The organism is Scandinavium hiltneri (assembly GCF_024764835.1).
GTDB classification, from domain to species: domain Bacteria; phylum Pseudomonadota; class Gammaproteobacteria; order Enterobacterales; family Enterobacteriaceae; genus Scandinavium; species Scandinavium hiltneri.
On sequence record NZ_JALIGE010000076.1, the window covers coordinates 269,031 to 293,984 of the forward strand.

Genomic DNA, 24,954 nt, shown 5'->3' on the forward strand with positions numbered 1-24,954 from the left:
ACTGGAGTAAGTGTGACAGATTTATGACAATTTACCGGGAAGCTGGCCGCAAACTGGCGATGTTCTCTTCCCTGTGGCTAAACGGTTTTATAAAAAAACTAATCGCCCTATCTGGAGTTCACGTGAAACGTACCAGAAGGTTCGGTGATGAGTGCGGAGGATTTGGTCGATGCGGCACTTGCCGGGCTGGATAACGCTGAACAGGTCACACTGCCACCGGTGCATGACCTTACCTTGAGGGACCCTTACGAACAGTCACGTCTGGCGCTATTCACCACCTCCAGAACTGGCGTGCCTGCCCCGCGCTATCAGAAGCGTTGAATGAAAACAGGGTGGTCTTTTGCCACCCTGTTGGTATTCCGTCGTTATTCCGCAACAGGCAAGGCGGTCAGCGTGCAAATTGCCATATGTTTCCCGCCACGTCGGTCAGTAATCGTCACCGTGTCTCCCGCTTTTTTACCTTCACATGGTTTTACCATTGTGTCGGTAAAATGCTGACGCATCTGTTGTTGGCTGGTTGGCGCGGCTTGCACGGCCCCCGCCATCATCGCCCCCGCCAGCACCAGTAACGTTAGGGTCATTGTCGATTTCATCTTTCTCTCCGAACTTGGCTCATTCTGGTGAACCTTAACATCCTGCTTTGCGGCTTACTGTAAATTCCATTTGCCGATTGTTACCTGGCTTGTGCTACATTTCCAAAAGCTGAGTCCGAAATGCCCTATGAAATCAGCCGGTCCCGATACTAATCGCATTTCCGCATCACATTGGACGTCATGAAAACGCTATTCAAAAAACTTTCCGCGCTTAAAACGGTATTTCGCCCCCACCGCTGTCTTGGCGTTCTGACGCTGATCATCGGCTGCGTGTTTCTGAAACCACTGTTACTGGATTTGTACGACTTTGTCCCGCAGGCCCGGGGAGCATTTACCGGCTGGAAAGATCTGATTTCAACATTTGGTCTGCTGACGCTACCGCAGGTGGTACTGGGTATTGCCATCGTGCTGATGAGCATCGGCTTGCTGTTACGTGCGCGGGTGGCGTGGTCGTTTACGCTGATCCTGCTTATCGCCGTGGCACTGTTCAATTTTCTGCTGCACGACGGCAGTCGCCATATTGGCTATCTGTCGCTGCTGGATTGTCTGTGTCTGCTGTGGTTCTGGCGCGAATTCAGCCAGTCCAGCCTCGCCGCCGGTACGCTGTTTGCGCTAATCAGCTTTGCGTCGTTGCTGACCTACGCCCTGAGCGGATCGCTGTATCTTGGCGATGAATTTCACCCGGTAATCAACGAACTCTCAACGGCGCTCTATTTTTCCACCGTAAGCATGTCCACCGTCGGCTTTGGCGATATCGTGCCCGTCACCGCGTCGGCCCGCCTGTTTACCGTATCGATCATTATTCTGGGTATCACCGTCTTCGCCACGTCGATCAGCGCCATCATTGGGCCGGTGATTGGCGGCAATCTCAAACGTATGATTAAAGGAAGAATTTCACACGCCATGCGTAAGAACCATATGATTATTATCGGCGCGACACCGCTGGCGCTGAGCGTTTATAACGGCCTGTCCGATCGCAATGAAACCGTCACCGTGATTGTGCCTCCAGGCATTAAACATGAATATCCGCCCGAAGCCGACGTGTTGATTGACGATCCCTCCTCCGATAAGGCGTTGCGTGATGCGGGTGCGGAAAAGGCCCGCTATATTCTTGTGCTGCGCAATGACGATTCCGATAACGCTTTTATCGTGCTGGCGGCGAAAGAAGTGGTCACTGGCGAGACCAAAATCCTCGCGCTGGTCAATTCTGATAAAAACCTGAGTAAGATAAAACGCGTCCAGCCGGATATCGTTTTTTCCCTGCAAACTCTCGCCAGTGAAATGCTGCTGCGCAAACTGAGCGGCGAAAATATGGATACCGATAACCTGATGGATTTACTCTTCCAGGACGGACATTAATACCTGACTGGCATCGCTGGCACGAAGATCTATGATTATAAAATCATTTGTGCACTCAACTGAGGAGAAGGCGATGGGCTATTTCGAAATCAAAAAATCCGATAAGGATACGAAGGAACCGTATTACTTTGTGTTGAAGGCAGGCAACCATGAGGTGATCGCCCGCAGCGAAATGTATTCCAGCAAGGCGGCGGCGCAAAAAGGCATTGCGTCAGTGCAGAAAAACGGTGCAAGCACCGACGTGCGTGATAAAACTGAGTAAACCAAAAGCAAAAGCCCGCGATAAACGCGGGCTTTATTATTTATAACGGTTGAAGCGTATTATTCAGAGACGCTTTTCTTCACATCCTGGGCACCGGCTTTGGTTTTATCCCATGCCTTAGTGCTGCCTTCTTTTGTGGCATCCCATGCTTTTTGGCTGCCGTCTTTGGTTTTATCCCAGGCTTTCTGACTACCTTCTTTGGTGCCATTCCAGGCTTTTTCAGAACCCTGTTTGGTTTTATCCCAGGCCTTCTCGCTGCCTTCTTTGGTATTGTTCCAGGCTTTCTGACCATCCTGCTTCATCTTGTCAGTGGTTGAGTCGTCGCTTTTTGCTTTGCTCATTTGTTCCTGAGTACGATGTTCGGTCTGATGCAGTTTTTCTTTAGCTGTGTCGGCGCCAGCGTGGGCGGCCTGAACGGTCTCATCGGTTGCATGCTGCATTTCGCCCTGGGCCATTGCACCGGTAGCGACAAACAGAAGGGACAAAGCGATTGCTGTCTTTTTCATTTTAACTATTCCTTTTATCAGAGTCCGGCTATTACTCTATTTTTCAGGAACGATAACGACAAGGCGATAAATCCTAATTGATTCAAAGGCGCTGGCGACCCGGAACAAAACGTCAGTGAACGCCACTGGAAATTATCCCCTGAACTTGCGCCCTGTCTTCTGGCTGATATTTATCCCCTGGCGCATTCTACTTCTGACCTCGTGCATGCAGCGCCATCCTCACTTAACCCTATCATTTTATAGTGAATTTTCGCACTAATCATTTTAGTGAATTTATCATTTATGAATGAGTGATTGTTATATATACACCATGTGAATACATTAATGCCACACCCGATGTGGGTGTGTATTTCAAACAGATCATCTTAAGGAGATTAAATGAAAAGACTGATCGCTCTCTCTATGTTGTCAGGGGCATTTATTGCTGCACCTGCTACATTTGCCGCCACCGGTGAAGGGCAAGTTAATTTTACGGGTGAAATTCTGGATTCCGCCTGTGAAGTTGTCGATTCACTCGCCAGCCCATTAAGCGTCGATTTAGGTAAAGTTTCAAAAACGGTATTCACCGGTGTCGGTTCAACCACCTCGCCTACAAGCTTTAAACTGACACTCAAGAATTGCCCGGCAAGCGTCTCTACCGCGTCGATTACCTTTAGTGGAACGGCAAACCCTGACAATGCAGAAGTGCTGGCGTTAACGGCTGGGGCGGATATTGCAAGTGGCGTAGGTATCCAGCTTCTGGATGAATCTTCACAGCCATTCCCGCTGTATCAACCTTCTGTTGACCACCCTCTGCAAAGTTCTGTAGATAATGAGCTGGAATTTGGCGCCCGTTATATTGCGACATCCGACACTGTCACCGCCGGCCAGGCTGACTCCGTAGCCAACTTCACCGTCGTTTATAACTAGTTTTTGCAAAAATCAGGTGAGTCTTTCTCACCAGCGTTGTTTTTCAATTTTCTGTCATTCCCCAGTTCCATTCCGGGTGGGATAACTGCGTCTGGTGGGAGAGATTTTCTTTCCTGTATATATCTCTGACCTACTTATTATTTTAAAGGTATTATTATGCGTAAGATAATAATCGCTACTCTTTTTGTTGCAACGCTTCCTGTTGCGCATGCTGGTGTCATTATTGGTGGCACTCGCCTTATTTATAATGGTGCCAAAAAAGAATCATCCATTACTATTACCAACCCTGACGACATTAACTATTTAATCCAATCATGGGTCGCACCTGAACACGAGGGTGGAAGCAAAGCACCTTTTATCATTACGCCGCCACTGTTCCGTCTGAAGGGATCGCAGGAAAATATATTGCGGGTAGTAAAAATCCCGGCACAGTTACCGAACGATCGGGAGTCTCTGTTCTGGCTGGATATCAAGTCGGTACCGGCATCGAAAAAATCTGAGAGCTCAAATACCTTACAGATAGCGGTGAAAACACGGCTCAAATTGATTTATCGCCCGAACGGCATCTCCGCGACGCCTGAGAGTGTGGCGAATAAAATCACCTGGAGCAAAAGTGGCAATACCCTGAAGGCCAATAACCCAACGCCTTTTTACATGAACTTCCAGCAAGTCACGTTAAATGGAAAAGCCATCAGCCAGGCTAATTATCTGCCGCCTATGAGCAGTCAGACCTATACGCTCAATGCTGGCATGCAGGGCACTACTGTCGCCTGGAGCATCATTAACGATTACGGCGGCATCAGCAAAACATTCACAGCCAGCGCACACTAAGTTTTTTGTTCAATCCTGCTATTTGTTTTATCTTCAGTCCTGGTAAATGGTTATTCACTATGTGTAAAACATATCAACAACGACCACGAAAATTCATTGTCACGCCTGTAGCGTGTGCGATATCACTGAGTATCGCGTTGCTTGGTATATTATCAGGGCAGGCAAATGCTGATGATTATTTTAATCCGGCGCTACTGGATTTAGAAAACCCGCAACAGGGTAAAACAGATATCAGTGCCTTCGAAAAAGACAATGCCCAGGCCCCTGGCACGTATCGTGTCGACATATATATTAATAATGAATCTTTTGATACCCGGGACGTTGAATTTACGGCATCAGGGAAAGACAATACCACATTAGAACCTTGTTTTACTGTCGAGACATTAAAACAGTTCGGCATAAAAGATAAAGCGCTACCCAAAGCACGCGCGGGTTCCCGCTGTGTTTATCTCAGTGATATTCCGGCAGCCAGTGCTGAATTCAAGTTTAACCAACAAAAATTATTATTGAGCATTCCTCAATCCCTGATTAGCCACCAACCACGTGGCTATGTATCGCCGGAGCAGTTTGATGAAGGTATTAATGCGGCATTGCTGAATTACAGCTTTACCGGTGGAAAGAGCTATGGCCGCAATGCGCAGACGCCAGACAGTTCCAATGCTTTTTTGAACCTCAGACCCGGACTTAACCTTGGCGCCTGGCGTTTTCGTAATTACTCGACATGGAGTAAAAACAGCAGCGACACCAGCAGCGACGAGCATTTTTCCAGCGTTTACACATACGCCCAGCGCAATATTATCGCCCTAAAAAGCCAGCTCACTGTGGGTCAAAGCAGTTCACCGTCTGATGTTTTCGACAGTATTTCGTTTACCGGTGCCCAGCTGGCTTCAGACGACGATATGCTTCCGGACAGCCTCAAAGGCTATGCCCCGCTGATTCGAGGGATAGCCCACAGTAACGCACAGGTCGTGGTGCGCCAGAACGGGTATGTTATCTACCAAAGTTACGTGGCCCCCGGCGCATTTGAAATTACGGATATGTACCCCACCGGTAGCAGCGGCGATTTGAATGTCACGGTGAAAGAATCAGACGGCAGCGAACAAAATTTTATCGTGCCCTACGCTTCGCTACCGGTGTTGCAACGTGAAGGACATCTCAAATACAGCGTGACGGCGGGTCACTATCGTTCATACGACAACCATGTCGATGAGACGCCCTTCATGCAAGGCACCGCGATGTACGGTTTACCGGCAGGATGGACACTGTACGGCGGCTTGCAAAGCAGTTCACATTACGCTGCTTTCAGCGCAGGCGTGGGCAAAAACTTCGGCACCTTGGGTGCGCTGTCTGTCGATGTCGATCAGGCAAAATCCGAGCTTAAAGAGAGTACGGAACAAAATGGGCGCGCATGGCGTGTGCGTTATAGCAAAGATATCGCCGCCACGGGCACCACGGTTGCCGTGGCTGGCTATCGTTACTCGACCGCAGGCTATTATTCGCTACAGGATGTGCTGGACTCTTACAACGATAATGATAATTCCCAGATCAATGAGCATCGCCGCCAGCGAGAAGAACTGACGATTAACCAGAATATTAGCCCTACCCTCGGCTCGTTGACCCTGAGCGCAATAAAAGAAGCGTACTGGAACAGCGACCAAAAAATGTCATCCATTAGCCTTGGCTATAACAACAGCTGGCACGGTATCAGTTATGGCATTAACTACAGCTATAACCAGAACACCTATGATTCATTCACTGACGATGCGGATGATGAGAACAATCACGACAACGATCGGGTTCTTTCATTGAATGTTTCGGTTCCATTAGATAAATGGCTTAAAAACACCTACGTTAATTATGGTCTCAATACCAGTAAGCATTCCGCTACAACACAAAATATCGGCCTGAATGGCTCAGCGCTGGAGGGGAACAACCTTAACTGGAATATTCAGGAAGGGGTATCTTCTGATCACAACAGTGACAGCAGTAATATTAATGCCGATTATAAAGGAACCTACGGCGAGGTGAATGCCGGGATCTCCTCGGATAAAAATCAGCGTCAGGTTAACTATGGCGTTCAGGGGGGAATTATCGCCCATGCAAACGGCGTGACCTTTAGCCAGCCATTAGGGGAAACTATTGCGCTGGTAAAAGCGCCGGGTGTAAAAGGTGTCGGGGTTAATAACCAAACCGGCGTGAAAACAGATTTCCGCGGTTATACCGTCGTGCCGTATGTCAGCCCGTATCATAAAACAGCGGTGTCGTTGAATACCGAAATGCTGCCTGATGATGCCGATTTAACAATGGCCTCGCAAAACGTGGTGCCAACCCGCGGAGCCGTCGTGCGCGCAAGTTTCAATACGCGTATCGGCAAGCGTGTCTTAATGACGTTACTGCGTCCTGACCTGCGCCCTATTCCATTCGGGGCTTCGGTCACGCTGACCAATGAAAAAGACCAACAGGAATTTATTGTCGGCGATGAAGGGCAGGTTTATCTCACAGGCCTGAATGATGAAGGTCAATTATTGGTGAGCTGGGGACAAGGAGCGGACAAACAATGCCATGTTAATTATCAGCTACCGGAATCCACTGGCCACGATGTCATCACCCTTAGCGCACAGTGCAAATAATTTTATTATCGGAATAACAGATTATGAAAATCATTAAATTTTTTATCATCATGACATTCCTGTCAGTGGCGTGTTTATATACACACCATGCCAGTGCCAGTTGCACAACGCCTGATATTCCTAATCAGGCAACCATGGCCTCTATTTCGGTATCATCCACGCTGCCCGTTGGGCAAGTCATACCCGGTTCGGACCACCTATTTTCTGTCAGTGGTTCGTGCTCCAGCGGCCATGATAATGATGTTATCATTGCCTGTTATTATGGTACAGGAAGTCAAATTTCAGGCTTTCCTGGTGTCTATGATACCGGTGTGCCTGGTATTGGTATCACCCTCATCAACCAACAAGGCCAACGTGTTACGGGAACGGGTTCTGGCTGTGATACGCGTAATACTCCGCTCGGTTATGTGTCTTCAGATGGAAGTGATTCATTTAATTTCACTACCACCATTGCGCTGGTTAAAACATCAACAAATATAGGTTCAGGTGAATTATTACAGTCACAAACCAAATTTGGTATTGGTGTTTACGGCCGGGAAGGCTTGGGTAATCCAAATAACCTGTCCTATGCCGGTAATATTAATTTTAAAGCCGTGACATGCTCAACTGATCCAAAAACTTTATTTATAAACCTCGGCACACCTTCAGCCGATGAATTTACCGGCCAGGGTACTACATTAGCCAGCAAAGAGTTTGGTATACATATCACCTGCAACGACCCGGTAGAAATCGGTGCCAAACTGTCCAGTGGTAATGGTTATGCCATTCCAGAGCTCGGTGTGATTAATTTAACCCAAGAAACGGGCGTTGCCAGCGGTGTCGGCGTGCAGTTTTTACATGGTGATACCCCCATGCTCCCCAATACTTACCTGTCCATCGGCCAGGTGTTCGATGCCGGTGGGAGTGCGTTTCCCAACTTTAACGTTCGTTACTATCAAACCAGCAGCACGATAACTCCTGGTGTCGCGAATGCCGTTGCCACACTGACCATTTCTTACCGCTGAGGCAAAAAAATGAAGCGCAAACTGATTAGTGCCTGTTTTGCCTGCGGGATATTTATGGCTCATGCTGACGATGTCACTATCAACGTCACCGGCAAAATTTTAGCTACCCCCTGTGTAGTTGACCCCGGTACGGTCAACCAAACCGTGGAGCTCGGTCAAGCGATTGCCACTGACTTTAAACAAGCGGGTGATGCAGGTAAGTGGAAAGACTTTGCGTTATCCCTGTCCAGATGTCCGGTGACTACCACCGAAAGTGAGGTCACCTTTGGCGGTACGCCCGATAATGACGCTCCGGATAAATTTATTAACAATGGCACCAGCAAAGGCCTGGCTTTAGAGCTGGCAAACCGCGCTCACGATACACAATTTTCACCCGGTAGCAAAATGAGCGTTAACGTGGACAGCAACGCCCATACGGCCCTGTTCCCGTTATCCGCCCGGATGGTCAGCACCACTGGCGCGGCGACGGGGGGAACGTTTGCCAGCGTCGTCCAGCTAACCTTTACCTATCATTAACCAGTGCCGCATAAAAGGAAACGCCAGCGTTGATACGACAACGCTGGCGTTCCAGAGCACTAAGACTTACCAGTGGTAACTGACGCCCAGCATACCGCCGTAATCCTCATAGTTTTCAGTCCCCATATTGACGCTGGCGACAGCGTGCCCCCAGACTTTCAGGTTCTGACCGAGGTCACTTTCCAACCCTACCTTAAACTCAGCGACATCCGTCGCATTGTCGTATTCGACACGAGTTTGATTGAACGCGATGGCCGTATCGCCACTGTAATGCCACCAGTTGATTTCCACGAAGGGCTTAACTGGCTGTGCTTGTGCATCTGAGAACCAACGTACCCCAACGCGCGTTGACAACTGGGTACCGTCATCGGTTTTAATTAGCGTGTTGGTTGAATCCCGGTGTTCATCCGCCTCATAGTCGCTATAAATGACCTGCAACTGAGGCTGCATCATCAGGCTCCACCCGGCGACAGGTCTGAAGGCATAGCCGGCTTCCAGAGAGGCCGACAAATTGGTCGCGTCGTACGATTCAGGGGCCAATTCACCGGTGACCTCATTATCAAACCAGCCATACTGGATCCAGCTATCGACGTAAGCGCCACCTTTCTCAGCACCTTCGCCAAGCCAGGTCCCGTAAACCCCAATAGAGTAGCCATCGACCTCACCTTCGGCGCTGACGCGCTTATTTTGCACCCTTGATGACGAGTCCGTTTTTGCGTGACCGTATCCGGCCATAATCCCCGCTTTCCAGAGGCCGCTTTCAGTCTGTGCCGTCAGGAGATCCGCACCCAGTTGCACCAGTTCAGTATCAATATCCATCCCAACCTGATTACCGGCAGCGGACAAATCGTCAGTGCTGTGCCCTTCAATGCGCAGCCAGACACCTTGCGACGTCGGCCCTGACGTACGGTCATGGAACGTTTGGTTAAACAAAGTTTGTGCGGCTATCTGGTTGCCTAAATATGCCCCCACTTCCGGACGATAATCATGTCTGGTCGGTACAGGGTCAGGGTCCGGCGTTGGGTCTGGAATCGGGTCGGGATCTGGCGCCGGGTCGGGGTCGGGGTCGGGGTCGGGGTCTGGAACCGGGTCGGGATCTGGCGCAGGGTCGGGGTCTGGAATCGGGTCAGGATCAGGAACCGGGTCCGGTACGATATATTCCGAAGTCAGATACCAGCTATTGGCATCACCGGCGTTTCCGCCCTGCGATAAGTGATAATCATAAGCGCCCGCAGATATCGTGGCTGTACTGGCGCGATAGCCCGTTGATGCCGCACTCAGGCTAAACGCATCGCTCCCGGTTGTTGCCCCATTCAGCGCTTCCACAACCTGAATGCCGGTCGCGGTTTGCGCACCGGCTCCGCCCTGATTGACAATCTGAAGCGCCGTGGAGCCCGTCGCCGTTCCGCCATCAATAATCAATTTATCGGTAGGCGAAAGGTCGTCTCCGAGACGCGTATTTACCACCAGCGTGCCGCCGCCCTGAAAATTGTTCACCGTGACCGTATTGAAGCTATTCGCAGAATGGTCGAAGGCCACCGTCCCCTGACTTGAAAGCGTGCGCAGACTGGAGTTTGAGGTCACCGTCCACAAGCTATCCGCATCAATGGACATATCCAGCGCGCTATTGTTTTGTGTGTTGTAGGCCACGCCGCCCTGTAATGATGAGTTTTGGCTCAGATTCAACTGCGCTTCACCGCTGTTGATATACACATCGCCGGTGAGCTGGCTGTTATTGGTGGCATTAACAACCGCCGAACCTGCCGATACGGTGGTAGTCCCTTCGGTATAATCGTCAAATTCAAACACGTTATTATTGTTGGCAGCACTTAGCGTGCTATTGGAAAGGGTGAGATTAACATTCCCGCCACGCGCGTATATTGTTGATGCATTATCGGTGGACAGACTGGCATCGATAACGTCAATCTGGGTTATCATCTGATCGTTACCGAGCAAGCTATAAATACCGTAGGCGTTTGCCCCGGCGCTGTTTACACTGCCGCCATTCAGCGAAAATTGCGCGGCATTCGCCAGGTAAACGCCATACGCTCCTTCCCCGGCAGTGGTAACATTGACATTATTGGCTGTTAACGTCGCGCCATAGGTTGCATCCAGCCCCATCCCCAGCGAAGCGTCGCCTTCGGTCGTAATATCCACATTATCGAGCCGGGTCGCGGAATGGCGGACAGAAAATACGCCGTAACTATTATTACCCTGAGTAATGATTTCAGTATCGTTTACGTTGACGTGGCTAAAGGAGGTCATGCCACTGTCGGCATAAATCCCATAAGCGCCTTGCCCCTCAGTGATTATCTCTCCACCATCAACAGAAATGGTGCCGCCATCCAGCGCCGCAATACCCAACGCGTTATCGCCCAGGGTGTGAATATGCATATTTTTACCGGAAAACTCACCGGTATATTGCGACAGAATTCCGTATCCCTGCGTTAGCGACATCCCTGCCACGGTAATGGCCGTATTTTCGCTGGCTACCGTGCTGTTACTTTGCACTAAAATACCAATGTCATTAGCACTGATATCACTATTATTGACGGTCGCCTGTGCTTTACGGGTAAAGGATCCTCCGGTGACCCACACACCGGCATAACCCGCAGCATCAATCACTGAATGGTCAGCCAGGATGCTGGAGCCACCGCCATAGGCGTAAAGCCCCCCGGCAGCCGATGCCGTCAGAGAAATGCCATCCAGTTCTACCCGCCCCCCGTTGTTTGCTGAGATAGCAGAACCCGCGAAAGCGGAAATATCACTGCTAATATTGACTTTCTGAGCGGGGTCGGTTGCCGTTACGCTGACCCGCGTATTACTGCCATCGGCCATAATCGCCATTGACCCACCGGCATCAAGACTTCCGTCGGTGACATTTACCTGCGCCCCACCACTGGCATTAATAGCGGCCCATCCGGCGCCGGTTTTACTTAACTCACTGTTCGTGATCGTTATCTGACTGTTTCCTGAGGCATAAACAGTCGAATTATAATTACCATTACTGTGTACGCTGCCATTGCTGAAATTGATAATACCCGTACTACTGGTTGAAAGCCCACCGGCGGCACTTTCAACCGTCACGCCATCCGCATTGATAATGCCATTACTTCCGGCCACCACCGCGTTGCCAGAGGGTGACAACCAGGTCACGCTATCACCTGGTAATAATGTTACTTCTTGACCTGCTGCATTAATCCCTGGATAATCAGTCGCACTAACAGATCCTGTTACCATCGCGATGAACAACCCAAGTATCGATTTTTTAAAATCATGATTTGGCATGGTAGTTTCCTTACTTTATTTATCCTCTCACGCCTGAGCTTAAGCCCTCCACTCTCTCCTGTAGAGTTATATTCCGTAAATAACTTATTTAAAAATCATTAAGCACTCCGACCTTTCAAAAAAAGTCGGAGTGCTTGCTGTTTAATAAAACCGTTGCGGAAAACTATGGCAATGGCAACTTGGCATTTCCATATCAAACAACAGCGTGCGGGTTAAGGCTTTTTAAAATTGATAACTGGCTTCGGCTCAGGGCATGAAGTGCGGATGAAAGCTGTTGTTTCGCCGTTTGTATAATAAAAGGCAATTGGGTTGTTAATCGTAACTCTGCAGGATGCATTCAGCCCCCATAACATAGACCGTATAAAATCAAATCACCAGCAGTGATTATTTTCCTGGCAACACAGCACAGGCTGTTATTTCGGACCCATTTTAATTACATAAGCGGAGCTATTGTCCTCTGGATAGTATTTTTTTAAGTGACCGTTAACATGAACAAAAAAATCACTGCTATTCATTTCTGAATAGATCCCTGCATTGGCGTCAAAAAACTCATACCGACCATTATTATTAACCCATGCCATACAGTGCCCACTGCAATTATGACCTACCGACAAGATCCCATAAATAATATTACTTGAGGTCGGAGCGACAATATCTCTCAATATCTCAATCAGCAGAGCAGAGTACGACAAATGCTCCCTTACATGAATATTACCCTCAATAAGTTTACATCCCCGCTCCTGTGACCATGCTTTGAAAAAGCCTTCCATATCATCCAGGGCGTCACCATTGGTTTGTATCCCAAGCACTCTTGACTGTATTTTTTCCCTTTCAACATACTCATTAAATACTCTATTTTTTACTTTAGAATCCAGCCATACAATGGATAACCCAACACAAAGCCCAGGAATCCCAGCGAATTTTTTATGGCTATCAATATATGCCCCCTGGCTAAATGCAATTTTTTTCATTTCTATTCCCTATTTCAACTTGGTTAATATAAAATAATGTGAATTCAGTGCATCAATCCGTTGTGAAAACTGTTTTAAAAGCGCCGGGTCAACCGCTTCCCCTTTATTTTTCTGACTCTGCATTTCCCACAGCAATGTTTCTGCCGCAATACCGTTACGTTGCAAATCCTGCCGAATTTGATAAACCGCCGTTTTAAGCTCCGAGACGGTCATATATTTACTCTTGCTTCTCTCGGCATTGAGCAGACGGGCTTCCAGTGCATCCAGGTGGGCATTGGCCTGGATATAACCATCCAGGGCAGGAATGCTGCCGGATTTTTCTTTCAGGCTGCGTCGCCATTGTGTACTGACCTGATTATTGGGGAAGGCCAGCTCTAAATAATTGGCTAAACGATCGCCCTGGCGAAATAGCGCGTCAGAGGACTGGGCGCTGAGCCAGTTAAGTGCCGGGGTCGCTTGTTGTAAAATGACCTGCTTTTGTTGCTGAATACGCGGAGCGGGCGTATCACGCCAGGCACTCTCCAGAGCGTTCTCGCGCTGCTGCAATTGCGCTACCGGGGCGATAAGCGTTTCACTTAAGGCGGGCAATTGCAGGTAGTATCCGACAACCGCCACACTCAGACACAGGCAAATGCCCGCCGCCAGACCACTCAGCGCCCAGCATAATGGGCGTTGAGCAGCAGCGGAGACAGACGGTGTGGTTTGCGCCAGTACAACCGGCGCAGATTGCGGCCCCGATGGCACAGGTGCCGGTTTTTCTTTAACCCTTTTGGGGTCTGCTGCGACCGTTGATTGCGCTTGCTGTGCCATGACCTTTTGGGGTGGATAAGGCACCGAACGACAGCGCACCTGTAAAAAGTAGTGCAGATTTCTCAGCGAATCGTGACTGCGTGATGACTGGCCTTTGGCATATTCACACAGCAAGCCGATACATCTTTCCACCTGGCGCATTTCACCGTTGTTCTGCGGGCCATATTCCAGGGTATAAATTTGCGTCGCGACATTGGCACAAAACCAGTCAATCAGCTGCTGGCGCTGTTGCGCTGCGGCCACCGGTGGCCAGCAGCGCAGGTTGTTATGGGTAAAGGCGGTGGAAAGAAGTTCGAGCGATTGTGCAAGGCCAGCCCAGCCATTAAGGCGCATAGCGATCAGGCAGAACCAGACCCCGTTTTGCAGGTCGTAACCATAATCCCGGAACAGCTGAAAGCATTTATCTTCCAGCATGTGCCAATCTGTGGTGGTCGGCAGCGTCCCGTTAAGAGGGCTAAGGTCGCTGCTGAGCAGCAAAAATGCCTTACTGAGCCGGGGATCGTGACCGTTAATTTTTAACGCCTTCAGATTCACCATCGCTTTCATATTCACCTCTGACCTTTATGCGTGAATCCTGTTGGCCCCACACGTTAACATGGCTAATTATTCACTCTGGATTGCATCGCCCCTCACCGGAACGGGGTCTGCTGCATTCATTTTTCTGCTTATACAAAGATTCGGTTTCCCGGCAGGCTCCGTTTACGATCTTTATATCCAGCGACGGTCATATCTCGACGATTTAATTCTGCATCAATTGCATTTTTCCATGATGAATCCACAAAGGGGAGAATTTTAATCCCTCTTAAAATATGAATGCGCAATTCAACGGGTATATGCTCAACCTCTTTCGAGAGCATGTTTGTATGCATATTCCACGAGGCTAAATTAGAATTTTGGGGAACGGCATGCTCAGCAACTTCCTTTACATGTTTTAAGTTTAACGATCTGGAAACACCATATAACATAGATGTTTCATCACTGAGCCAACGCCTTGCAGAATTATTTCTTAAAGAACGTATGTCATTAAAGGTAAAACCTATATAGTCATTATAATTCGGCGTCATTTTTTTACCAAAAAGACCACCGCTGAGTGAGTTTATTTTAGTACATAGCTGTGTATGGGAAGATCTTGAACCACCACCAGTCGTTGCAGGACTATGAAAAATAGGCTCTTGCTTATCATAAGTCACTTTATCATATGTTTTTTGCCCCCAATCACCGTCAAGCGCATCGTCCCTCATAGCGTCTATGGGATAAATATCCACGGTTCCTGTGAAAATATTCATTATACCACAAAAACGATTACCGGGTTCTGAGCGTTGTAAAAAATAATCAAGAGAACCTTGATATATTTTTCGCACACCATCTTCTTTACAGGAAAAACTTTTCCCGCCATTTATTTGAGGAAATTCAAAATTCACCACTACGCGCGCGGCTATTGGTCTGTCACTACGTGTATCAAAAGAATGATAAATCATATGTTCCCCATTATTGATATAATATGCTAAGACCCTTATCCCTGTACGCTGACGGCAGCGCGTTTTACCGCACTCTGTTTCGTCAGCGTGAGACGGTCCTTACTCATCCCCAGCTGTAAACGAATATCGGTCTTCCCTTCTGTAGCCAGCAATTTATCGGTCAGCAAAGGCAGTATCTCGCTATTGATTACCGCATCTATTTCGCGCGCCCCGCTCTGTGCCACCTGGCAACGGCTGGCAATAAACTCGACGATTTTCTCGCTGTAGGCCAGAGAGGAGTCCCCTGCCCCGGCTTGTGCAAAGCGCTGGCACACGTTGTTCAGCTTCAGACGAATGATTTTCGATAATGTCTCACCGACCACCGGCAAATACGGGATCAGGCGCAAGCGCCCCATCAGAGCAGGCCGGAAGAAGCGGTCAAATTCCGGGCGGATAAGTTTGGTCAGATGAGCATTGCCGACGTCACCGGCTTCGCAGGCGTCCATTACCAGGTCGCTCGCCAGGTTACTGGTGAGGATTATCAGAGTGTTACGGAAGTTAATCTGCTGACCTTCGGCGTCTTCCATAAAACCTTTGTCGAAAACCTGATAGAAAATTTCCATCACATCAGGATGCGCTTTTTCAACTTCATCGAGTAGCACCACACTGTACGGACGGCGGCGTACAGCTTCGGTCAACACCCCGCCCTGGCCGTAGCCAACGTAGCCCGGAGGTGAACCTTTCAGGCCCGACACCGAATGCGCTTCCTGGTATTCCGACATGTTGATGGTTATCAGGCTCTGTTCACCGCCGTACAACAGTTCCGACAGCGCCAGCGCGGTTTCGGTTTTACCCACGCCAGAGGGCCCCGCCAGCATGAACACCCCAGTTGGTTTAACCGGATCGCTGAGGTTGGCGCGGCCGATACGGATCTGCTGAGCAATTTCAGCCAGAGCATGAGGCTGGCCAATCACCCGCGCCTCAAGGCGTGCCACCAGGTCGCTGAGTTGCTGCTGCTCTTTTTCCATCATTCGGCCAAGCGGGATCCCGGTCCAGCCAGCAATCACGTCCGCCACACAGACGGCGTCCACGCAGTCATAAACCAGCGCGTGATCCTTGTGCAGTTCAGCCAGCTGCGCACGCAATGCGGCAATTTTCCCGGTATCCTGGGCATCATTGATTTGCGCGACCAGCTGTTGCTGCTGTTGCCAGACCGGTTTTAACGTCTCCAGGCTTTGATTGATCTCGTTTTCACGCTGATCCAGCCATTTCAGGCGCGTCGAGTTTTCGCCCTCTTTTTGCAGGCTTTCGCGTTCGGCCAGAATGTTGCTCAGCAGCGCGTTAAGATCTTCAATCTCTTTCGGTTCATGACATTGCGACACCGCAACACGCGCGCAGGCGGTATCGAGCAGACTGATGGATTTGTCCGGCAGTTGGCGGCCCGAAATATAACGGCTGGAGAGCCGCACCGCCGCCACCAGCGCGCTTTCGAGGATCTGCACCCCGTGGTGTTTGCTGAGGGCGGGCTTTAGCGAACGCAACATGGCAATGGCTGTTTCTTCGTCAGGCTCGGCCACTTTCACCACCTGGAAGCGTCGCGCCAGTGCGGCATCTTTCTCGAAATACTTCTTATATTCCGCCCAGGTGGTCGCCGCAACCACGCGCATTTCGCCGCGTGCCAGCGCCGGTTTGAGCAAGTTTGCCGCATCGTTTTGCCCCGCCTGACCGCCAGCGCCAATCAGCGTATGGGCTTCGTCGATAAACAGGATCACCGGCGACGGGTACTCTTTGACTTCTTTCAGAAGGGTTTGCAGACGGTTTTCAAACTCACCTTTAACACTGGCTCCGGCCTGTAACAGCCCCATATCCAGCGAGAGGATTTCCATCGTTTTTAAGGCATCTGGCACGGTGCCTTCGACAATGCGCTGCGCCAGCCCTTCCACCAGCGCGGTTTTGCCCACGCCAGGTTCACCGGTCAACACTGGGTTGTTCTGACGACGGCGTAACAGCACATCGATGATTTGACGTATTTCCTGCTCGCGGCCTAAGGCCGGATCGAGCGAGCCTTTTCGCGCCTGTTCGGTGAGGTTGCGTGTAAATTTCTTCAGCGCCGAATCCGCACTGTAATCGACCTGACTGGCTACGGCGTTCTGTGCTGCTGCGGCACAGGCATCACGCAGTCGTTTGTCAGCCTGTTTGGTATCGCATAACAGCGCCTGTTGCAAAGCGCCTGAAAAATGCTGCGGGCTCTCTTTACTGTTGACAAACAGGCTGGCGATCAACGCCTGCACCGGCAGCAGCGTTTGTTGCCAGCAGACACTGGCGTGCAACCACGACTTTTCGAGATGCTCAACCAACGACTCAGACAGCACCGGGCTGCGCGTATTGCCGCTACGTTGTTGATTGAGGCTGATTTTCAGCGCTTCCAGCAATGCATCACCGCGCAGGCCAGCGTTCAGGCACAGCTGTTCGATTATCGCCGGTTGACGGGTGACGATCGACAGCAGCAAATGCTCAACTTCCACTTCATGATGCGTTCGACTCACCGCCAGGCTTATTGCCGCATCAAGACAGCCGCGCGCTTCAACACTCAGCCGTTCAACCACTTTTTTCAGGTAGTTACCCATTTTTGAATCCCGTTCATTCATTTAAAAAATCAATTCGACTCACTGGCATTCCGCAATGCGGACCGGCAGTTCAGAGAAATGGCTGTTCAGTACCGTGGGCCGCTGCTGCTCCGCTTTTTTGTCGGTCAGCGCCAGCTGGGCATCGGCATTGTCATTCAGCGCGCGATTCAGGGTTTGCCACTGCTGCCAGGTATCCTGAACCGTGTTTTGTGAGCCCGTCTGGTAACGCACCAGAATCTCTTTGATACCCAGTGAGTCCAGCTGCGCGGCGTCTTCCGGGAAGTCACTGGCGAGATAACGGTGCTGACCATCGGAAATATCGCCCAGGAAATCAGGCCAGGCAGTGTCGCCAAAGTATTCATAAGTCAGGTCGAAGCCGGGGAAGTTAATCACCAGCGTGACGCGGCTACAGTGGCCCGGATTCCAGCGGAATGAGGCCTGTTCGCTGAAGTTCATGCTGTTCAGTGTCCAGCGTTGTTCGTCACAGAACAGGGTTAAGCGCGTTCCCGTCGGCATCAGTCGCGCACCACCGGGGATGGTGGCAGGCTGGCTTTTCAACGTCAGCTCAAGCGGGGTCTTTTCCAGCGCGGCCATTTGCGCTTCGATTTTGCCCTGCCCGGTTTTCAGTGCCGCCAAGGCATCATCGTTACGCGTGTTTTCACGCTCCGGCATCGCCAGCACATCGTCCGGGCGCAGAACGTGGTTAACCATGCGCAGGAATTCCGGTGTCAGACCTGCGGTTTGCCCGTCGAACTGACCCGCTTGCGGTCCGTTATCCCCTACGACCAGCACGCTTTTTGCCGGTCCACGGATAAAGTCGGACAGATACTGCCAGCTCAAATCCTGCTGTGCCTGGTAATCGAGACGGGTGGCATTTTTTTCCATCGGCCACAGCACCCGGCTTTGCCATTGACCCTGCAGCCAGCAGCCGGATCGCTGCATGGCATGCGCCACCAGCCAGTGGGCATCGGTTTTATACAAGGTCCAGACGGCATTCAGCGAAAAGTCGGTTTGGTCAGCAGAAACACTTTTGCGCAGCGCGGTGAAGCGACTGTCCAGTTGCTGCAACGGATTGTTGTCGCTGCTTTCTCCAGCTACAAACAGCCCGCGCGTCAGGCGCTCACTCGTCTTCGGCGTCACAAAGGCATCGGCCACGGCGGCGCGCAGGCTGCCTTTCCATGCCGTCCAGTTTTTGACAGACAGCTCGCTCACCGCCGTGTTCAGCGTTTTGCTGTCCAGCCTGAACAGCGTCGCCACTTTCTGTAGCACCGATTTTTCCAGTCGGCTGGCGGTTTTCATCACTCCCCCTCCGACTGCCGTCTGCTGTAGCTGATTTAACTGGCGCAGTTCGGTCAGCCAGCGGCTGGCCTTTCGGTTGGGAATATCGGCAAGCTGTTCATTGATATAGCGTGCCAGCGCCATTGACGGGCTGTTGCCCTGGTCGATAGCCACCAGCGTGGATTGCCACTGCGCTCCGTTCAGCGCGGGAGCCGTCTGGGTGTTCATGCCGAGGATCAGCGCCATCCAGTGCTCCTGACGTAGCGTGCTCCAGTGTTGTTCAAATGCCGCCAGCGAAGGCAGGCTGGCAGTGTTCCCCGCCGCCAGGCGTATCGCCTCCAGCCACTGCTGAATTTGTGCCGTGCCCTGCAGCGTCCACAGGCCATCAACCTGCACGTTGCTCTGCGCTGAGGGTAAAAAATCCGTCAGACTGGCCGGGGTCAGCGTTTCAGTCGGCGCGACTAACCACGTCCATTCGCTGTCACTGTTGACCAGATTAGCCAGCAGCCGACGCAGCGCGTTAAGTTGTATTTCGCCACCCGGTTGCTGTAGCAATGCACGTTGCAGGGCGAGATCCTGTGTCAGCGGTAACGGTTGTCTGGCCCCGGTCAGGCTCAGCGTCGCAGGCACCGGCACCTGTTTTTCCAGTTCGGCAAGTGGCCGGTCATCGAGCATTGCTTGTTTGGTCATGATAGTGCTGGTCAGGCTCAGGATCAGCGCGCGTTTTTCCTGCGGGGAAGCCTGCACAAAAAGCTGCTGATAATGTGCCTCGACCTGCGCCATATTCACCGGCTGGCGCGGAGTTACCGCCAGAAGGCGGGTTTCCAGTTCGCGGTGACGCTGATTGAGAAGTGGAACAAAAGGTAAATGTCGCAGCGGCTGTTGGCTCCAGCCTTCGATCCCGGCCAGCTGCTTCACCTGCTGTTCAACGCTCATCTGGCGGAGATCGCCAGCCGTCAGGCTAAAGCTGCTGACCGCACTCCACAGCAGCCAGCTCGTCCCCAGCAGGCTGAAGGTCATAGTCCCCCAGCGCTGCAGATAACGGCGGCTAAAACCCACCGGTTTAATTTCACGCTGGCGACTGAGCGTCGGCAGCAAATAGGTCATTAAATCGTGGGTAAATAATGCCTTACGGGTGGCGCTGTTTTTGCTCACCGGTTCGGTGGCGGTAAACCACACGCCTCCCAGCTCCGCCGGTTCGAAGTAAACGTCGGGTTCACATAACGCAGCAAGGTAGCGCTGCAAAGCAGGCTGGAGTTGGATCATATGCTCCGGGAAATCCAGCAACGCCAGAGTATTGCTGTGCGGATCGCCACCGGAAAGCATGCTGACGCGGACGTTATCCAGTCCCTCTTTCACGCAGGTAAATAGCGGGTCGAGCAGTGCGGGATCTTTTCCGTCAACGATCGGCGACGTCAACCAGTAGTAGCCTAATGCCTGCTGACGCTGGGCAGGAGAGAGCTGATTGGCCCAGTGATTGAAACCGGTAATGTGGTCGCAGCAGGTCACAAAAAGATAGACCGGCAAGCGGCGCTTCACTTTTTTAATCAATGGTTCGATTTGGGTACGGATAAGACGGGCATGCAGGTGTAAATCTGCCGCCTCTTTTCCCTGCAAATCGGTCACTGAAACGCAGACCACAATCCCCGCAGGCGCAGGTACACGTTTGCACCAGTTGACCAGACGCAACCAGCCCCGCTCAAACGCCGGGGTTTTGTTAAGAAAATTACTCGACAGGTCGAGAAACCCCGTCGAATGGAAAAACCACCAACGCAGCGTACGGGTCGGCACCACCAGCGCATTTTCAGGTTCATTAGAAAATAGCGGTAACCCGGCGCTGGCCATTAAGGTTGTTTTGCCGCTGCGTCCGCCGGTTAATACAAACCAGGGCAGAAACTTTTTACGTCTGCCAATGCGTTTAATCACCGCAGCACCGGTTCGCCAGTGCTCCAGCAGAACATGTTCCATCCGGGTTAATTTTAAGCGTTGCTTAAAAGCCAGAACCCCTTTGCTTTGCCAAAGTCCTGATAGCGAAATCCAGATAAAGCGAACCAGCAGTACGCTCAGAATCAGTGCCAGCCACAGCAACAACGCAAACATAAATGACCGTTCTGTCATCACCGCGACTGACAGGCAAATAATAAATAATACGCTGAGCAAAATAGCCCATGCAAAAAAGGAAAGTAGTTTCTTCAACATTTTTATTACCCGGTAAATATTCCTGAGCCAACGGTAAGCAGCACGACATAAATCACAAACGGTAGTGAACACAGCAACCATTTGCGCTGGCGTAATTTCTTGCGCTGGTGATTATTGCCATTCATTAATCCCAGACCTTGCTCAACGAGGCTGGCTTCATTCGGCCACTGTCGCCATGCTTCGGGTAAACATTGCCTTTCACTGTCAATGCGCTGTTGTAATAACTGGGCATCCTGTTGGGTATATTTACCGTGGAACCCCATCAATAGACAAAACAGATACACCATTCTCAATTGCGTATTGGTTTTATCAATCGCATCAAGCCGCGTAAAGAAGGCTTCGCCCCCCACGGAGAGAGTAAAATAATGCATCTGCAGTAATTCACCGCGCCACTCTTTGACCCACGGGATAGTCGAACACAGGACCCGTTCATCGAGATACAGCACCACCGCAAAAAAAGCCTCTTCGCATTCCAGTTGTTCATGGTGTAATTCTGATTCACGCTGCGCCTGTTCTAATAACGTCATGCACTGGTTGCGGAATACGCCATAATCCTGATGCTGTTGCGGGTCAAGAAATAGCGTGGTCGCCAGCCTGAACAGCGGTAAATAACAATTCAATAAACTCATCATGATGGGACCACAAAAATAATCTGAACCTGAAGATCGTCTGGCATATCTGGCCAGTAACAGGAAATGCTTTTCCCTTTGAGGGCGTTACTCCACAGTTCGTTATCCTGATCGATAACAAAATAGTGTGAGTCGCTGCGGTTCGGTACTCCGCGCGGCGGCTGGCGACAGCTATTTACCGGCACGCCTGGCAGCGCATGCTGGATTAAGGTTTCGATAATTTTCCCGGACGCCAGTTTGATCCCACCTGGATTTTTGACCTGACGATTATCCAGCGGCATATTGGCGGAGCGCAGCAGCAGCAACGCGGTTTCCGCCTGCTTCAGCTCTACGCTATTGAAATCCCCTCTGAAGACGCCGTGAGCATCTTTCTCCAGCGTGATGTAGGTGTTGTCTTCCAGCACCAGACTGTTGAGCAGGGAAACCAGGGTGGCGCGCGCGCTGTCGAAACAGCTCAGCAACTTATGGTGGTTATAATCCAGCAGTTTGCCTTCCCCGTCTCGCCACTGCCCATCAAAGGAGCAACTGTCGTTAAAGGAGGAAAGCTCGCCAATCAGCAGACACAACAGGTTGTAGACCTGCCACGGGTGAACCTGACGGGCCTGGCAATAGTTTTTCAGCATGGGCAGTACGCGGTTCAGTGAACGCATCGCCAACAGTTGCGTCACCTGATCGCCGCGCTCTGCGTCGTTCACCAGCCGTTCCGAGCGTTTGTACTCTTCGAGTTTGCGCGCGCGGGCGCTAAGATCGAAATAAATTGCATCGATCAGTTTTTCCAGGCTGTGTGAGCCAAACAGCGTGACCGTCGGCGGAGAAAAAGCCGGGTCCAGCGTCACCCTGTCGTTGACAAAACGCAGGCGGGTTAGCGGCATGCATTCACAATCGACGGCATCGATTTTTTCCGCGTCGGTCAGCAGGCGTACGTTGTAGCACAAGCGTGCTACCGCCGCGTCCGGCGCGTGATCGTAGACGTCTTTCATCACCCGATCTTCTCCGGTATTCACCCAACGGGTGACGGCCCGATCGAGATCTTTATCCAGCGTCGTCACGTTATTGTGCAAGGGATCAAAGCGGCGTAACGCCAGCCAGATGGTCAGCGGCTGATCGCGCTGTTTCCAGATATCACGGAAGTTACGTTTTTCAACCTGGCAGTTACCCGGCATCGACAAAAAGGTGCCGCCGGGCATGATCAAGCGAATGTTATCCACGCTGACCACATAGTCATCCAACGCCGCTTCATTGATGGCCAGTTCGATCAGGCCATGATTATAGGGCTGTTCGAGCTGTACAAGCTGCGCGCGCTGCCACTCATTGTGTAAATCAAGTGATTGAAAATGCTGAGGTTGCAAATATAACCCGGAGTGCCAGTAGATTTGCTGTTGCTCGGTGTACATTAGCCTTTCTCCTCAACCACGGCTGCCGCAGAGGGCTGAACAGATGCGGTTTTCGGCGCAGGGCTGTCGCTTGCTTTTGACTCGCCAGCATTGACGATGCTTTCACTGCCCAGCGTCACCGAGAGTGCGGTCGGCGCGAGTTGGGACTGCCAGACCGGCGACCACCAGCCGCTGCTCTGCGTCTCTACCGGGATCTCCGCGGTCAACATATGTTGCTTTACCGGAAAAGGGTAATAGCCTGCGACCAGCGCGATATTACGGGTATTTTGTGCCCGGTCGATGTGCAGAATATTGGTTTGTCCTGGCATCATGACGTAGCGGTCGAGTTGCAGAACCTCTCCTTCACTGCCTGCGCCCGCGAACAGCCCTTTGAGCAGCGTCGGGTTATTCAGCACCTTATCCAGCGACGGTTTGTCTTTCGCCTGGATAAGCAGTACCGTACAGCTGTTCGGCAGCTCATTGACGCTGTTAAGGCCTGGTTCTGCCCGCAGATTGAGGGTGATAGCCCCGCTGGCGAAAGGCGCCGAGACGGTGTTAATAGAATGCTGGTGTGCTTCATCGCTGTTCACCCCACATCCTGCCAGCAAAAGTGCGCTGAGGATCAGACCCGTGCAGCCGAGATAACCTTTCATTCTGATTCTTGCCCTTTAAGTACTTTGTTGATGTCACGCATGCTGTTTTCGTCTTCCAGCATCTCCTCCAGCCATTCGGTCAACGTCATGTTGGCCCAGCGCGCGGCGCGCTCCATCAAAAAGGGTACCGGGCTTGAGGGTTCTGACTGGCGGAAGAAGTGCGCAATGGTCAGCATCTGGCTGATGGCTAAATCCCGCGACATCCCCTGTTTTTGCGTTCTGCCCACGAACGACTCCCCTGCGACGGGCTGCGCCTCTTCCTGAGATGCCAGCACGTTGAGCGTCATCACGTCGTCGTATACCGGGGCCGCGCGGTCAAACAGACGCTTGATAAAATCTTGCATCTCGGCAATAACGCCGCGTATTTTCCCCATCGCGTATGAATCAGCTTGTGGATTGATGTCGGCGTAACCGGCTTCGAGCACATCGAGCATCTCTACCAGTTGCGTCAGCAGTTCACTCTGGGCGGCGATTTTTTGCGGGGCCAATGCGGCCGCCCAGCGGTTGAAGGTTTCCATTGTGAAATCGTCGTCACTGTCAGCGTGCTCGCGGCCCGCTTTCATCGTCGACTGATGTTCCTGAATCAGCACTTTCTGCCAGTGATCGAGCGTGCTTTCCGGGTCGCCCATCAGCGGATAGACATTCAGCAGCTGCGCCAGTTGACGATCCAGACGGTTAAGCATGCTGTGGCGGATCACCGCCCCGTCTTCATCCAGCTCTGGCCAGCCCTGCTGCCAGTAACGTTGTACAAACGCCGTCAGAAACTCGCCGCCCTGCTGTAATCCGCTCAGGCCGTTTTGCTGCGTCAGGCCTTCGACCAGCCAGCAGGCCACCTGCAGATCTTTGCTGTCCTGCTTCAATACCTGGCGGCTCAGACGGATGACTTTGCTCCAGTCCGCTTTGCGCAATTCGGTCGCCCACTCGCCCTGCGGCAAATAGTCCGGGTCGCTTTCACGCGCCTGGCGAATATCGTCATAGATCTGTTCATATTCGGTGTTGCGGCCTGCGGGCTGTTCTTCGCTGATGGGTGCCAGCAGATCATCAAAATTGTTTTTCATC

Annotated in this window: 18 protein-coding genes and 2 pseudogenes; 8 read left to right on the forward strand and 12 right to left on the reverse strand. The window is 51.4% G+C overall.

Translation table 11 applies throughout. The features are described from left to right. Positions 1-129: 129 nt before the first annotated feature. Positions 130-321: pseudogene (locus tag MUU47_RS18790) on the forward strand (SDR family NAD(P)-dependent oxidoreductase); the annotation flags it as partial. Between the two features lie 44 nt (positions 322-365). Here the strand turns inward: MUU47_RS18790 and MUU47_RS18795 are convergent. Beyond that, a complete protein-coding gene (locus MUU47_RS18795) occupies positions 366-593 on the reverse strand; it encodes a hypothetical protein (protein ID WP_258989673.1) in 228 nt (75 codons plus the stop codon). Between the two features lie 180 nt (positions 594-773). Between MUU47_RS18795 and kch the strand changes: the two genes are divergently transcribed. Next, the gene (gene kch, locus MUU47_RS18800; protein ID WP_258989674.1) at positions 774-1,952 is read left to right on the forward strand and encodes a voltage-gated potassium channel protein; all 1,179 of its coding nucleotides are present in this window, start codon (positions 774-776) and stop codon (positions 1,950-1,952) included. Positions 1,953-2,025: 73 nt separating this feature from the next. Then, a complete protein-coding gene (locus MUU47_RS18805) occupies positions 2,026-2,214 on the forward strand; it encodes a YegP family protein (RefSeq protein WP_110509847.1) in 189 nt (62 codons plus the stop codon). A 149-nt stretch (positions 2,215-2,363) separates the two neighbouring features. On the opposite strand, the pseudogene MUU47_RS18810 reads toward MUU47_RS18805, so the two are convergent. Next, a pseudogene (locus MUU47_RS18810) lies at positions 2,364-2,720 on the reverse strand (KPN_00521 family repetitive protein); the annotation flags it as partial. A 378-nt stretch (positions 2,721-3,098) separates the two neighbouring features. On the opposite strand from MUU47_RS18810, the gene MUU47_RS18815 reads away from it, so the two are divergent. The 5 genes from MUU47_RS18815 to MUU47_RS18835 all read left to right on the forward strand — a co-directional run bounded on the left by MUU47_RS18815 (position 3,099) and on the right by MUU47_RS18835 (position 8,610). Beyond that, a complete protein-coding gene (locus tag MUU47_RS18815; protein ID WP_258989677.1) occupies positions 3,099-3,629 on the forward strand; it encodes a fimbrial protein in 531 nt (176 codons plus the stop codon). 156 nt (positions 3,630-3,785) lie between these two features. After that, positions 3,786-4,460, forward strand: coding sequence for a fimbrial biogenesis chaperone (locus MUU47_RS18820; protein WP_258989678.1), 675 nt, complete (start codon positions 3,786-3,788; stop codon positions 4,458-4,460). 59 nt (positions 4,461-4,519) lie between these two features. Beyond that, a complete protein-coding gene (locus MUU47_RS18825) occupies positions 4,520-7,090 on the forward strand; it encodes a fimbria/pilus outer membrane usher protein (protein WP_258989679.1) in 2,571 nt (856 codons plus the stop codon). Between the two features lie 23 nt (positions 7,091-7,113). Then, positions 7,114-8,094, forward strand: a complete 981-nt coding sequence (locus tag MUU47_RS18830) for a fimbrial protein (protein ID WP_258989680.1) — start codon at positions 7,114-7,116, stop codon at positions 8,092-8,094. Positions 8,095-8,103: 9 nt separating this feature from the next. Further along, complete coding sequence (locus tag MUU47_RS18835; RefSeq protein WP_258989681.1) at positions 8,104-8,610, forward strand: fimbrial protein; 507 nt, start codon at positions 8,104-8,106, stop codon at positions 8,608-8,610. Between the two features lie 66 nt (positions 8,611-8,676). Here MUU47_RS18835 and MUU47_RS18840 read toward each other — a convergent pair whose 3' ends face one another. From MUU47_RS18840 to tssA, 10 genes are all read right to left on the reverse strand, one after another. Then, complete coding sequence (locus tag MUU47_RS18840; protein ID WP_258989682.1) at positions 8,677-11,766, reverse strand: autotransporter family protein; 3,090 nt, start codon at positions 11,764-11,766, stop codon at positions 8,677-8,679. Positions 11,767-12,311: 545 nt separating this feature from the next. Then, positions 12,312-12,869, reverse strand: coding sequence for a YopT-type cysteine protease domain-containing protein (locus MUU47_RS18845; RefSeq protein WP_258989684.1), 558 nt, complete (start codon positions 12,867-12,869; stop codon positions 12,312-12,314). Between the two features lie 9 nt (positions 12,870-12,878). Then, complete coding sequence (locus MUU47_RS18850) at positions 12,879-14,225, reverse strand: VasL domain-containing protein (protein WP_258989685.1); 1,347 nt, start codon at positions 14,223-14,225, stop codon at positions 12,879-12,881. Positions 14,226-14,344: 119 nt separating this feature from the next. After that, the gene (locus tag MUU47_RS18855; RefSeq protein ID WP_258989687.1) at positions 14,345-15,157 is read right to left on the reverse strand and encodes a hypothetical protein; all 813 of its coding nucleotides are present in this window, start codon (positions 15,155-15,157) and stop codon (positions 14,345-14,347) included. A gap of 35 nt (positions 15,158-15,192) precedes the next feature. Continuing rightward, a complete protein-coding gene (gene tssH, locus MUU47_RS18860; protein WP_258989689.1) occupies positions 15,193-17,763 on the reverse strand; it encodes a type VI secretion system ATPase TssH in 2,571 nt (856 codons plus the stop codon). Between the two features lie 39 nt (positions 17,764-17,802). Continuing rightward, a complete protein-coding gene (locus MUU47_RS18865) occupies positions 17,803-21,141 on the reverse strand; it encodes a type VI secretion system protein (protein WP_258989691.1) in 3,339 nt (1,112 codons plus the stop codon). Between the two features lie 104 nt (positions 21,142-21,245). Further along, entirely contained in the window at positions 21,246-21,872 is a 627-nt protein-coding gene (locus MUU47_RS18870; protein WP_258989693.1) for a DotU family type IV/VI secretion system protein, read from the reverse strand. Further along, positions 21,869-23,263, reverse strand: coding sequence for a type VI secretion system baseplate subunit TssK (gene tssK, locus MUU47_RS18875; RefSeq protein ID WP_258989694.1), 1,395 nt, complete (start codon positions 23,261-23,263; stop codon positions 21,869-21,871). The genes MUU47_RS18870 and tssK overlap by 4 nt, the downstream gene beginning before the upstream one ends. Continuing rightward, positions 23,263-23,895 (reverse strand): type VI secretion lipoprotein TssJ, encoded by a 633-nt coding sequence (locus MUU47_RS18880; protein WP_258989695.1) that lies wholly within the window; start codon positions 23,893-23,895, stop codon positions 23,263-23,265. Before MUU47_RS18880 ends, tssK begins: the two co-directional genes overlap by 1 nt. Beyond that, positions 23,892-24,953: a type VI secretion system protein TssA gene (gene tssA, locus MUU47_RS18885; protein ID WP_258989696.1), complete on the reverse strand. Its 1,062-nt coding sequence runs from the start codon at positions 24,951-24,953 to the stop codon at positions 23,892-23,894. Before tssA ends, MUU47_RS18880 begins: the two co-directional genes overlap by 4 nt. Position 24,954: the final 1 nt, after the last annotated feature.